Genomic DNA, 12,411 nt, shown 5'->3' with positions numbered 1-12,411 from the left:
AGTCGAAAGAGCGAAGACCCGCCGAAGCGCGAACGCTAAAGCAAATTCGGCATCACTGCCGCCAATCCGCCGACTACCAGCGCGACCATGGGAGACAGGATGCCGCCCAGCTTTGCCCATCGCAGAGCTGAGGCTTGGCTTTCGTTGACAGATTTATTGATCTCGTGCTTTTCAGCGAGGACCTTGAGGTATTGCCGGAAGACTTCCTCACGGGTCCCCGTGGCATCTGCTGCCCAGAGCCAGAAGTCGGCACCCCTACCGGGAAGATTTATGATCCGAGGACTGATTACGCGGAAGCACTGCCAAGCCGAATAAACCATGGCGAGCGTAGCGGCTGCTAGCGACCACGCGAGTGGGGTCTGGATCAAAGTGTGGGGGACGATTACCGACGCAAAACCCGCACCAGTGGCAGTGGCCACGGTCAGGAAAAGTCGCATCAAGGCCAAGGCTTGATTATCTGAGGCTATAATTAGACCAACCAAAGCGTTGTGCCTGAAGCGCGCGTCTTCGATTGCTAACTTCCAATCATCAGGATTGAGCATCGCTGTCCTTAGTTCTTGGCCGCATCACATGCGAGCTTCTTTTCCGCTCTTCCCAAGCGCTTGTAGAAATCGTATCCCGATAAGCCTACCTCTTTGGTCCCCTTAGTTCTTCTAAGGTGTGACCGGGGCACAGATACTTAGGAGCGCGGCTCTATCACACGAGGCAAACCCGGCTTGCGTTAACCGGCGCTCGGATGATCTTCTCCCTCGGGAGAGATCGAGCCCAGTCCAAAGAGCCCGCCGAGCCCCAGTAGCCCACCACCGGTCGGAGCAGACCCTTTACCGTCAGGCTCACGCATTAAAGCTTCCGCGATACGTTGAAGCTGCATCCGGCCTTCGATCAGTCTTAATTCGTTATCGATCTTGTTGATGTTGTCGATGTGGCTAAGGAGTGTGCCTGTGGACCAATCTGTGGCGGGCCACTCAAGCTTGCTATTCGCCGACACCCGGAAGAACTCAACCCCATCAGATACGCTGCTAGCTCGAAATGGCGTGTGAGCAACGATATTGCGAAGCTCACCGCACTTCCTGGCCTGCTTTGCCAGTTCATCGAATTTCGCCGCTAGACTTCGATCAGAGATAAAGTGATCAACCAGCGTACGCAGAGTTTTGATCTTCTCATCGAAACCCATGTTTCTATTGATGATGACACGGCGGGCACCACTGACGCCAAGCACCTCTCCCAGAGCGTCTCCGATGCCAGCCTCAAGAAGTGCGAAATAGCCCATAAATGCACCAATTAGATAGAATGCTCTCGCGTCCGGACCCATTTCGAGTAGTTCGCTCTTGGTCAGCATTCAGGCAGCCTACCGAGTCTTTACCGATATAGCTATTGGACAGCCACCCGGCCGCTCATGAGAACCCCTGTTCTTTCGCAGTAGACGCATTGGTCCTCAAAGTCGTCCATGCAGAGCTGCCCTAGCAGTTCTCTCTTTGGTGTGGCCGAGGGTGCTTAGGGAGACTGCCGTAGTCAGGAGACCACCTACAAAGACCGAAGCATCCCCTGCTCCTTAGCAGCCTCCTCAAAGGCCTTCTGGACATCCTGGGGTGACGCTCGGTCCTCGAAGCAGTCGATGCAGAGCTGCACCGCCTTGTTCCACTTCGGTCCCTTCTCGGGCCACTTCATGAGTTCCTCAGCGGCGGTCTCGACGTTGCTGACGCCCAGCGTGATGCCGACCTTCTCGGTTCTGACGGGGACCACAGGGCTGAACCAATGGAGTTCCATCAGATGAACCTACGGTGGGAGAGCCTGCACTTGAGGTCTTCGGCATTCAGTAGGTCTACGAGATCGTCCGCATATTCCCTATTGAGGCCTATCGCTGGCCAACCATCAGGCGAAACCGGCTGCCCGGTGAACACGTCGAACACCGTCCAGGTCCCGTCTGGGTCTCTCCTCAGGTCGTACCTCAACTGCCTCATCAGGGTAATTTAGGGTTTCCTGATGAGCCTCTTCAATGGCGTCGAGCAATGAGGCTAGAGTTGGTGGTAACTCAGGGTCAACTTCCAGCCCGAAGGCCTGCTGAACCTGGTGGCGGTTGTCCTCGTTTCGGATCAGCTCCAGCAGATGGTCGGCAACGGTCTTGTGACCGGCTTTGTCACGCTTCGTCATCAGGGAGTCCCCACGAGTCCTGGCGCCTTTAACTTATTGTCCGATAAATGGTTCCATTGGGTCTTGCCTTAGGTCGTACCTCTGCTGTGCCATGAGGTCATTCGTTGCGTTTCCGATCTAACTCGTCAAGCATGGACCGATGCTGCTCGGACATATCCCAATCCACTGGGAGGTTCAGCAGTTGGCGGATTTGATGGCGCAGTGTCTCTGAAGTAATCCACGTCCGAATGAGACGCGATGTAGCCTGCTGTTGCTCGGGAGAAAGCTCTTCCATGGTCAGCCCACACGGTTAGCACCGAGCCCAACCCTTTGGTGACCTTAATGGTTCCCCCGAAGGATTGCCTGAAGAGATTTAGAGCAGCGCCTATTTCGGCGCGAGGGCCTGAAGCAGTTCATCGCCGCGAAGCCCGGATTGGTATGCTCCCATTAGGCTTTCGGCGGCTGTGGTAGCTTCAGGGCTTCGGCGGGTGATCCCACGCAGCGAACAGAGTTGATCGAACATTTCCTGGAGAACGGCTATCTCTTCAGGTTCGAAGGTGCCGTTAGCTAGCTGTGTTATCGGCATGTCGTCCTCTGCACTGATTTTTTCAGGATCATTCTAGCGGAACGAAGGCGATGTCAATGCGGGACCGAAGGCCCATATGGGGTCGGAATATTTGGCAGAAATTTCTGAGCGGGTGATCGGATAACTGGCACGCGCGCCGACCCCCCGTACCCCCTTTGTTGCCACGCTTGGCGCGGGGTGGTTTGTCGGAAATAGGTGTAGAGTGCCTCATGACCGATGACCCAGCCTTCCATATCGTCCTGGCTACCGTGCTTCGCCGCACCCTCGGCGAAACCCGCGTCGAAATGGTTCAAGCCCATGCCGCTCTCGCTGAAGTTCGGATGAACGTGAGGGACGACACCGCGCGCCGCTATCATGTGCGCCTAGGTCTCACCACAACGGCACCCCTCCGCCGTCCTTGAGTGGTCCTTAGCTCCCACGCGCTACGGCGGCGACCCATTCTGTCCTGTCCACAAACCTATACCTTCGTGAACACGATGCTTGACATGTGCACCAATCGTCCACTAAGTGATGTACACCAATTCTCTTAGAGGAAAGTGCACACATGATCATCGGCTATGCTCGCGTTAGCTCCACTGGCCAAGACCTCGACACCCAGCTTGAGAAGCTTGCGGCTGCCGGTGCTGAAAAGGTCTTCAGCGAGAAGCGGTCTGGTTTGGACGAGACGAGGCCCGAGCTTGAGAAGGCTCTGGAGTTTGCCCGTGAGGGTGACGTGTTCGTGGTGACCAAGGTGGACCGTCTGGCGAGATCAGCGGCGCACCTCCACCAGATCGTCGGGACGCTCGACAAGAAGGGCGTTGGTTTCAAGGTGCTGGACGACGCCTCGCTCGACACCACCACCCGAACGGGCAAGCTGGTCTTTGGTATCCTCGCCAGCATCGCCGAGTTTGAGACGGCCCTTCGGAAGGAGCGCCAGATGGAAGGCATCGCCAAGGCGAAGGCAAAGGCAGCGGCCCAAGGCGAGCCATGGAAGACCGGCAGGCCGGTGACGCTCGACCATGCCCTGATCAGGGCCCTGAAGGCTGACGGGCGCTCTGTGAGGCAGATTGCAAAGGAAGCCGGGTGCTCACCTTCAGCGGTCCAGAAGGTTCTGACAGCCGCTGGCTGACGACAAGCCACACCACTAGCACTACGAAGGCGGCTTCCAATGCCACCAGCACGATGAACGCGCGTCGTCACCGACTGACAACGGCCACCATCAGCACCTATCCAACGCTCCTCCCCCAAGCTGACCCGCGCGGTTCTCCCCTGCATTGCGATTGCCTGTTGCCTTGTTTGCTCCTTCCGGGGCGACTGGACGTGGCACTTGGCGGGTCAGCTTTGGTGAGGCGCGTTTGTCCTTATCCGTGCATTTCCATGGGGACAGCCTCTTCGACCACCCAACAAAGGAGCAATGGAATACACGACCGAACTACTCGACCGAACCACCGGCGACCTCGACACCGTCTCACTCGGCAACTGGGTCACCGTGACTGAATACGGCATCCTGAAGGGTGTCGGAACTCGGCAAGTCCGAGCAGTCTTGTCCCACCTCGGGCTACTCCAAGAACACCTTGAGGTGTCTAAGTCAGGGCACTCTCGGGTAGCCCGAAGACGCCTTACGGACGAAGCCGTCAAAGCCGGTCTCGGCAAGCGCATCTATCCAAGGAAGGCGGGGAGCTATCCCTTCGATGTCCTATCGCCGGAGGGCCAATCTTGGGCCGACCTCAGGTGGGAGGATGCGGTCAAGACCATGGCGTCTGAGATCGCTTCAAGCCCAATCGTCATAACGGCCAAGGAATGCCTCGACAGCTTCAAGGCTTCTCGTCGGTCAGAAATGACACCTCAGATGGAAGTCTGCTTCCTGTCCGACCACTTCCCTGACCTCCCCCAGGTCGACATCTGCAGGATCACCGGAGCATCGCCCCGAATGGTTTCCCTGCATGTGAACACCCGAGCGGACCAGATCAGGGCATGGAAGGCTTGGAAGCTGAAGGTTCTTCCGTGACCAAGCACGCCACCTTCCATTCATGATTGACACCTGCGGTTGGACTTCGAATTGAACCCGGACTGGGGATTTCCCTCCTTGGTCTCTCCCTTCGGTGGTCTTCAACCCGAGGGTTCCCCTATGTCCCCAATTGGTCCGCCTTCGGGCGTTCCCTGACTACGTCACCATGATCGTCATCCGACTGGATACCTACATTACACAAGGAGTTACATCGTCGAAAAATGACTACCGATGAGAAGGCGCTGGCGACCCTACGTCAGCCCGGATGGGACCCGAACGGGCTCCATGACCAATACGTTACCGAACATGTCGTGACGGCTTTCCTTGCGCCCTACCGGGACAGCCACCCCGAGGGTCGACCACTTCACGAACACCGGCTTGGAGCGTCGTGGACGGGGCCAAGGAATGCGGCTGGGGATCAGACCTATCTGCCGTCGCTATGGGCCATCCTCGACCATGTGGCCGACGTCAAGGACCTAACTGACAGACAGGTGGTCCATCTCGTCATGACCTCGACCGACAGCGAAAGCTACAAGCCGGAAGAGTGGCAGACTATGGTCGAGGGCAAGATTGCTGAGGCCAAGGTCCGTCACGATGCCAAGCGCAAGAACGAGAGAAATAACCACGACGATGAACGGGCCGAGCGAGGGGGCCGGGAACGGTTGACGCTCGACCACCTACCGGGCCAGCGGGTGATACCTGACGAGGCCATTTCACAGCGCGCGAAGATGCGCCGAACGAAGTCACTGAAGGAAGCGAAGCAGCGGCGAGACCAGAGGCGGAAGACTGCCGAGGGTGTCGTGATCCAACCGAAGAAGGAGGAGTGGCGGGCGATGAGCCCCGAGCAAGTGAAGCAGTATCACCAGACTATGGAGCGGCTGGTTGCCATGGGTGCCCTCGACCCGTTCACCGTGGACGAGATCGAGAACCCCGAGGGCTCGCCAATAGCGTATCTCTACCGAATGGGTCGGATGACCGCCAAGGGTGACCGGGCATGACGTTCGATGACATCAGGCGGCGTGACTGGGCTGCGACCTATCCCACGCGAGAGGCAGCCCTTGCCTTGGTCGAATGGATCAAGGCCGATGACTGGGAGACCATCTCGCAGCTAGACCGGAGACTGCCGGGGATCGGCATCGAATGGACCCAGAGCTTCAACACGGCTGCTGAACGATGCTTTGAAGTCTACGGCTATCCCGAGCTTGAGGCCGTGGCAGTCGCACGGCGTATTGCCGAGATGTCTATGAGACCCACGGCGCCGCGTGGAAGGGTCGCCGGAGCCAGCGATGGTCTTGCCGGAGCAACGACCCCAACCGGCCTTAGCGCGCGTCCAGAAGGCCTACAGACGATGACCTTTGGGTTCACCCTAAGGCGCTGACCCAGCCACCACAAGACCGACATACCGCACCCGGAGCAATGACGCGCCGGGGCGATCCATCACGACCAGAAGGAACGAACACTATGAACGATTTCAGCAAGGCCTCCGGGCTCCAGATCAACAGCAACCAGATCGACATTCGCGGGCAGGAAGCACGGGACCGACAGGGCCTTGAAGACCGCGTGGACCAGATGCGGCGCGACCATGAGCAGGCCGAGAAGGATCGTAAGGAAGCCGCCTTTCAAGAGCAGATCGCGGCGCAAACGGAAGCAGGCCTTCGGGCAAATCAACAGCTTCAGGCTAAGCGCCTTGGCATCAACACCGGGCAGGCGCTGAACGAGAGCCAGAAGGCTCAGGTAGCAGCGGCTAAGCCCATGAATGGCTCAGCGCCGCAGGTCCTTGTGGATCAGCTTGCGGTGACCGTTGGTGGCATCCAGTTGGGACCCCAGCAGGCCAAGGACATGGCGGCACGTGGGGAGATCAGCCAGGGCGACTACGTCGCGGCTGTGAACGCAGCTCTGGTCCCCTACGGCTATTCTTTCAGGTAACCACGGGGGCCGAGAGTGACGACGGGGCTTCGGCCCCTGAGTTGCCCACCGTGGGCGACCAGACCGACGACGATGAACTGACAGCCGACCAGAAGGAAGAGAAGCAGTATGCCGAGTTTGTGCGCATGGCCGACCAGAGCCTTGACCGCTTCAGGGACACTCACAGCGAACCCCAACAGCAGTTCATTGTTGACGCCTTCGTGGAGACTGGAGAAATCCCGACTGGGGAAGCCTTTGGGATCGAGGAGGTTGAAGCGGCTGTGGTCGTGGCTGCATTCGAGCAGCATCTGGAGCGCAACGTGCTTAGGCAGCATGGGCTGACCCTTGACACCTACTTTGAGCATGTCGACGACGCCGACTACCCGGCACTACGCAAGGCTGCAGCTAAGGGCGAATGGCACGTCTTCCATGGGCATGCCCAAGCCATAGCAGCCGCCCGGAAAGCCGGCACAGCCTTCACTGACTAACGCGTCCCCTGCCCCCGATGCATCGCCCCAAGAGGTGTGTCGGGGGTGGGTGCTTTGGGACCGGTATTCTACTGCCCAGCCTTGACCTGAACGAAGCGCATTGAGACTTTCCTGTCTCCGATGTATGCCCTAGACGGGTTGATGCTCACGGTGGGCCGCCGCCTTAGAGAAGGACAAAATGTTCCGGCCGCTGCGTACGCCGCCGTTCGTCTAGTTTGGTGGGCATAGTGGCTCTGATTTATGGGCTGATTAAGGGATGGCGCTCCGCCACGGTCGCCATTCTGGCGCGACTGATAAGGGCGAAGCGCGCTTGGGCGGAGATCGCGCGGCAAGCTCGTGAGCGAGCAGACCAGTAGAGGACACAGCGGGGGCCTTTTGTATACAGCATGAAGATTGTGGCGTCCTGCCCCACCGCCCCCAGCGCACGCTAGCCTTTCCTGGCCCTTAAGCGGGCTCCGAGCCTTCGGCGAACGGTTCTTCCGCGCGGTCAATGGGGTCCAGCACGTTCACCGGGACCCCTTTCGCTCTGGTGTACTCAATGAGCTTCTGCACGACGTGTTCTGCGACCAAGGTGACGCCCATACACATTTCGCTGAGATCATGTCTGGACAGGCGTATGGCGGTGCCGACCGGAAATGCACGCTCTTTCCAGTGCATCCCGAGCATAATCGGCCCACCTCGCGCCACGAACGACTGATCCGTCCCTATCGTGGCGTTGTCCATCAAGACGCTCTGACCGTCCTCGCCAACTACAGAAGCGCCAAACAAGCACCACCGAATGCGAAGTTCGCCGCTTGGAGCATCCTCCAAAGTCACATTGCCCATCCGATGTGAGAGGCAGTTTCGAGCGAGCCGAAAGGTCTCGAACATTTCCCCAAGATCAGGCCTGAGTTGCAGGTCCAGCGCTAGCCAACTGTACTGCGCGCCTACGTTGAGCTTCTCGAACTTCCGTTTCGCCTTCAGGTCTTCGCTTTCGGAATAGGTCATCGTTTGAAGGAGGAGGTGTATGAAAAATGCCTCCGTCAGGAACATAGAAAAACTGTCTGCCAAATCCCTTAGACAGTTGCCGATGGTCCAGCTTTCGAACTCCTCAAGGTAGTGTCGCTTCATTTCATCTGATGGGTCTGGTGGGACGAAATGGAACTGCACGTTGTCAGAGAGGATATGCGAGATAGGAGGATCTACCGCTATAGCGTTCGTACCGACCCCCATGAAAACAGACGCCCTCCGCACTCCGACTTCGGCCACCGCCTTCAGCTTGTTGAAGTCGATATTGAGTTGCATCTTGGGGGGCAGTGCTTCGGTATCGTCCATGCGACAGACTACCAGAAAGATGGCCAACGCGGAGTTTGTATCTGCCTTGACAGAAGGTACACCGCTCGGGCACAAAGAGGTACACCGAGCTTAACCGCTTCGGGGGAAGAGCCCCTTCTACCCCCTTGATTTTTAACGGTTAGTTCGGGTGGAACGCCTCAGTGGGATTTGGCATTTAGCGCCGTCCGGGGGCACCAGCAACATGCCGTTTGTCACGGTGGTGTAACCGCCGCAAAGCTGAAGACGTTCTATCCAGGTGGAAACGCCGAGCGGGATGCAACTTTGGTCGATGGTATTGTTGGAGCAGGCATCGACGTCGCTCTCACACACACGTGTTCTTGCGAGGCGAATACGACTTCTCCTTCTTCGGCAAGAAGTCGCTTGAATGTTGCGGCGGCGGATGCACGCTCGAACACCCGCTTCAGACGCACGATTTCCGCGTCGGATCGCGATGGAGTTCCAACTGTTCAGCTTCTGAGGTTGACGCTCTCCACAGGAATGGCAAGACCAAGGTCCAGCTTGTGAATGGCATTCCGCGGGCGCAATGTCGCCACGAACCCGACGGCCAGGGGCCTGGATCGCAAATAGTTCGCGGCTCAGGCCCCTCGTCCGTCCCGGACAATGCTATGGGGGCTCTTCTGCCGGGCGCTCCGGCCCTTGTTGTGCTGGCCCGGTCAAATTCCACCGGATGAACGTAGCATCCTTCCCGGTGACTTCCCGCACCGCCCTTAACAGCACCTCATGCAAGACGCGCGTCTGTCTGTAGTGGTCGCAATGCGGCGATATGAACGGCTTGATGATGCTCAGGTGCAGCGCTTCCGCCGCCACGAGAAAGCGCTCGATTTCAGCCAGCGATAATCGCTTTGAAGGTTTTGACCGAGCCATTGCGACACCTTTTAAGAGTCGCCCCACCCGAGGATAATATTCCTACTTTCCTCAAGGCATGTAAAGCGGTCACGCCCAAAGCCACCACTAAGACAGGAACCAGGCGGGAGACGCCGTCCCAGGGATGCGACGACGCATTGCCGAGATATTTCTCTGTTGTCGCGCAAAGAAAAAAGCCCGTCGCGGTTTGGCGGCAGGCTCTCTCTATGGGCTCCAGTGGACTAGAATTTGTAGGCGATGCCGAAGCGAACCTCATTGATCTTCAGATCGACATTACCAGTCGGCAATGATTCAGTGCCGAAATCAGTATAGCGATACTCGGCGCGCAGCAGAAGATTGTCGGTCATGGCGTAGTCCAAGCCCGCGCCTATCGTCCATCCAGTAAATGTGTCTCCGAAAGAACCTGAGACGGTATTACTGCTTGTGTCGATGTCGCCAAATGCAACGCCACCCGCGACATAGGGAAGCAAGCGATCAACGGCATATCCCAATCGAAGTCTTGCCGCCCCACTCCACTTAAGTTCCTCGGTCCCGATGCCGCCCGGAAATGGGAGACCGGGAGCGGCGAATATTTGGCCGCTGTCATCAACATTCGCATATACGACGTCCAGTTCCGCACCAATGACGATATTGTTCGGCATCTGGTAGTTGTAACCGGCGTAGACACCTCCAAGGAACCCGTCAGGATCTGTCTCAATGAAGCCCGGGCCGCTGGCCTGCCGTATATTCCCCTCACCCCGAGCGTAGCCTGCCTGAAGACCGATATACCCACCTGTCCAGCTAAAAACCGGGGCGACTTCTTCGACCATGGCATCGGCAGCGAACGCCGACGAAGCCAGCAGAGACAACGACAAACCAAGAAGCAGCTTCTTCATAGGTGATCCCCTGTAACCCACCCTCTCGTAGCAGAGCGCGCCGATATGTGCCGTTGTATTTCCGCCACATTAGACCCTGATTCAAAACTGCGGTCAGCGCGCTTGACGAGATTGTATTGGCGAGAATCTTGCGTGCCGACCTTGCCTATGAGCGAGCAGCAAATGCTGGTCTTGCTCGAACAGCTTGCTCACGCCCGAATGCTCGTTAGAGACGGCCACGATCCGCAGCCCTCTGCACGCCGCCCTTGCGTATCAAACCGTACGTTGAATCCTTCTTGGGTCACGCGCGAAAAGAGAGTAAATAAATCCCTTCGCAGGAAGGGAGGCCGCGATGGTTGAAACGCATATAGAAATCGCACGCGCGGCTATAGAAACCAGCTTTCGGTTGCGGCACCATTCCCTGGCCGGAACCGCCTTCATTTCGCCGCGGTATGGACCACTCCCGACGCGCAATCGAGGCCTCGCGCGAACTGCTCAAGGGCCTTCGCCAACGTCACCGCGATGACCTGGCCCGAGGTTGGGAAGATCCGGATCCAGATCCTGTTGCCGTCTCGGCCTTCGATGCCGACATTCTCCGCTCTGCATTTCGAAACCTGGTAAGGGAAACAAGCGTTCCCGCGTGTGAATGGCGCCACCTGGCTGAAAGCTTGGTCCGCGAATATGTCGGGTGCGAGCAGGTTGACGCAGGCTTGTTGGACTGGATTACCCACAAGTAGTCACCGCTTGGATAAATCGCGTACCGACGCAAAACAGCCCGTTCCGCCCACATTGCCGGTGACACGAAACGGGCTGCGGAAGCCGGCATGCGGTGCTTCCTGCAATCCAACTTTGGACGCGCACGGATGTTCCGTTAGCTTCTGCTGAAAAGCGGGTACATCCTGCTGCTGTGGCCATTCGACAGTCGCAGGTAGAGTAGACCCGCCGCTCCATTTGCGAAGCGACGGGCTCTCGCCCACCCCATACCCGTCAAAGCAATTTAGATGCCAAATTGTTTGACCCGTTATGGAGCACAGCCTTCGCCTTGCCAGTCGGTCCTGCCAGTCGCCTTCTCGTCGCTCTACCTCGACATCGATAACCATGCACATCATGCCGGCGTTGGCCGCGATCACGAAATTGTCGGATTCGTACGAAGCAGAGTTCTGTACGATTCCAACCCTTTAACTTTGTACACCCCTGTTTTGTAATTCGGCGGCTGGGGGGACGCCGTGCATCAGGTCGCATTTCACTGTCAATCGCGCGCCAGAGGGCGTATCTTCTCCAAATCGTCTGCACGTGTTTACGGGCGCAGACGGCAGGGAGATTGGAAAGCTCTTGCCCCAAGCGGGATTGAGCTATGACCAATCCAGAGAACGCTTCCTATAAAAACCAATTGTTGCGTCGGCTTAACCCTGGTGACCTGGGGCTATTGCAGCCACACCTTGAACTGTGTGACCTCGAGCTGAAAATGACCTTGGAGAAAGCCGATTCGGAGATCGAGACGGTTTACTTCCTGGAAGACGGCATTGCCTCTGTGGTCGCGGCGGCTTCAGGTAAGGAGGCCGAGGTAGGTCTTGTCGGCTTTGAGGGAATGACCGGTGCCGCGCTCGTGATGGGCGCTGACTATGCGGCGCATCAATGTTACATTCAGTCGCCCGGCAGCGCTTTCAGGATCGGAGCCGAGCCCTTCAAGGAGGCTCTTGCGAACAGCCCAACGTTGCGCCTGTTCCTGTTGCGCTATGTCCACTACTTCCACATCCAGACCAGCTATACGGCCCTGATCAACGCAAAATCAAACCTTGAAGAGCGGTTGGCGCGCTGGCTTCTAATGTGTGACGATCGGGTCCACGGCGAACGCCTTGCGATCACCCACGAGTTTCTCGCCGTCATGCTTGGAGCAAGACGCCCAGGGGTTACCGTTGGACTGCAAGTGCTGGAAGGGCGCGGTTTCATCTATTCTCGACGAGGCGAAGTGCATATCAGGGACCGCAGCGGCCTTGCGGCTTGCGCAAACGGCACCTACGGCAAACCGGAGGCCGAGTATGCGCGGCTGGTTGGATGAGAGCGCCTTCCCAGCATGCCGGACGTGGACCACTATAATAGGTGGTTCCAGACACTTGTGCCTCGCGCCAGCAAAACAGCCCGTCCCCATATTGCCGATACAGGAAACGGGGTGCGGAAGCCGCGATGCGATGCTCCCGCAATCCAACTTTGGACGCGCATGGATGTTGCGTTAGCTTCCGCTGACATGCTGCAGTCAGCTAC

Annotated in this window: 15 protein-coding genes; 7 read left to right on the top strand and 8 right to left on the bottom strand. The window is 57.9% G+C overall.

The features are described from left to right. Positions 1-35: 35 nt before the first annotated feature. From EN964_RS10525 to EN964_RS38125, 5 genes are all read right to left on the bottom strand, one after another. The gene (locus EN964_RS10525; RefSeq protein WP_127272366.1) at positions 36-542 is read right to left on the bottom strand and encodes a hypothetical protein; all 507 of its coding nucleotides are present in this window, start codon (positions 540-542) and stop codon (positions 36-38) included. A 179-nt stretch (positions 543-721) separates the two neighbouring features. After that, positions 722-1,339: a hypothetical protein gene (locus tag EN964_RS10520; RefSeq protein ID WP_127271074.1), complete on the bottom strand. Its 618-nt coding sequence runs from the start codon at positions 1,337-1,339 to the stop codon at positions 722-724. Positions 1,340-1,524: 185 nt separating this feature from the next. Then, the gene (locus EN964_RS10515; protein WP_127271076.1) at positions 1,525-1,767 is read right to left on the bottom strand and encodes a DUF982 domain-containing protein; all 243 of its coding nucleotides are present in this window, start codon (positions 1,765-1,767) and stop codon (positions 1,525-1,527) included. A 105-nt stretch (positions 1,768-1,872) separates the two neighbouring features. Beyond that, entirely contained in the window at positions 1,873-2,151 is a 279-nt protein-coding gene (locus EN964_RS37625) for a hypothetical protein (RefSeq protein WP_164748846.1), read from the bottom strand. Positions 2,152-2,248: 97 nt separating this feature from the next. Then, a complete protein-coding gene (locus tag EN964_RS38125; protein ID WP_206528706.1) occupies positions 2,249-2,425 on the bottom strand; it encodes a hypothetical protein in 177 nt (58 codons plus the stop codon). Between the two features lie 835 nt (positions 2,426-3,260). On the opposite strand from EN964_RS38125, the gene EN964_RS10495 reads away from it, so the two are divergent. The 6 genes from EN964_RS10495 to EN964_RS10470 all read left to right on the top strand — a co-directional run bounded on the left by EN964_RS10495 (position 3,261) and on the right by EN964_RS10470 (position 7,096). Beyond that, on the top strand, positions 3,261-3,824 hold the full coding sequence (locus EN964_RS10495; protein ID WP_127268728.1) for a recombinase family protein: 564 nt from the start codon (positions 3,261-3,263) through the stop codon (positions 3,822-3,824). A gap of 285 nt (positions 3,825-4,109) precedes the next feature. Further along, positions 4,110-4,703: a hypothetical protein gene (locus EN964_RS10490; RefSeq protein ID WP_127268729.1), complete on the top strand. Its 594-nt coding sequence runs from the start codon at positions 4,110-4,112 to the stop codon at positions 4,701-4,703. Between the two features lie 221 nt (positions 4,704-4,924). Beyond that, entirely contained in the window at positions 4,925-5,701 is a 777-nt protein-coding gene (locus EN964_RS10485) for a hypothetical protein (RefSeq protein WP_127268730.1), read from the top strand. Then, positions 5,698-6,081 carry a hypothetical protein gene (locus EN964_RS10480; RefSeq protein ID WP_127268731.1) on the top strand — a complete coding sequence of 128 codons (384 nt, stop codon included), beginning with the start codon at positions 5,698-5,700 and terminating at the stop codon, positions 6,079-6,081. The genes EN964_RS10485 and EN964_RS10480 overlap by 4 nt, the downstream gene beginning before the upstream one ends. Before the next feature lie 83 nt (positions 6,082-6,164). Continuing rightward, positions 6,165-6,629, top strand: coding sequence for a hypothetical protein (locus tag EN964_RS10475; RefSeq protein ID WP_127268732.1), 465 nt, complete (start codon positions 6,165-6,167; stop codon positions 6,627-6,629). A 50-nt stretch (positions 6,630-6,679) separates the two neighbouring features. Further along, positions 6,680-7,096 carry a hypothetical protein gene (locus tag EN964_RS10470; protein WP_127268733.1) on the top strand — a complete coding sequence of 139 codons (417 nt, stop codon included), beginning with the start codon at positions 6,680-6,682 and terminating at the stop codon, positions 7,094-7,096. 444 nt (positions 7,097-7,540) lie between these two features. On the opposite strand, the gene EN964_RS10465 is transcribed toward EN964_RS10470, so the two are convergent. The 3 genes from EN964_RS10465 to EN964_RS10450 all read right to left on the bottom strand — a co-directional run bounded on the left by EN964_RS10465 (position 7,541) and on the right by EN964_RS10450 (position 10,170). Further along, on the bottom strand, positions 7,541-8,410 hold the full coding sequence (locus EN964_RS10465) for a hypothetical protein (RefSeq protein ID WP_127268734.1): 870 nt from the start codon (positions 8,408-8,410) through the stop codon (positions 7,541-7,543). A gap of 624 nt (positions 8,411-9,034) precedes the next feature. Continuing rightward, complete coding sequence (locus EN964_RS10455; protein ID WP_127268735.1) at positions 9,035-9,295, bottom strand: hypothetical protein; 261 nt, start codon at positions 9,293-9,295, stop codon at positions 9,035-9,037. A gap of 221 nt (positions 9,296-9,516) precedes the next feature. Next, positions 9,517-10,170: an outer membrane protein gene (locus tag EN964_RS10450; RefSeq protein WP_127272367.1), complete on the bottom strand. Its 654-nt coding sequence runs from the start codon at positions 10,168-10,170 to the stop codon at positions 9,517-9,519. A 1,333-nt stretch (positions 10,171-11,503) separates the two neighbouring features. On the opposite strand from EN964_RS10450, the gene EN964_RS10440 reads away from it, so the two are divergent. Continuing rightward, a complete protein-coding gene (locus EN964_RS10440; RefSeq protein ID WP_127270307.1) occupies positions 11,504-12,208 on the top strand; it encodes a Crp/Fnr family transcriptional regulator in 705 nt (234 codons plus the stop codon). Positions 12,209-12,411: the final 203 nt, after the last annotated feature.

It is taken from the genome of Mesorhizobium sp. M7A.F.Ca.CA.001.10.2.1, assembly GCF_003998575.1.
Lineage (GTDB): Bacteria > Pseudomonadota > Alphaproteobacteria > Rhizobiales > Rhizobiaceae > Mesorhizobium.
This window is presented reverse-complemented; position numbering and strand designations above follow the sequence as displayed.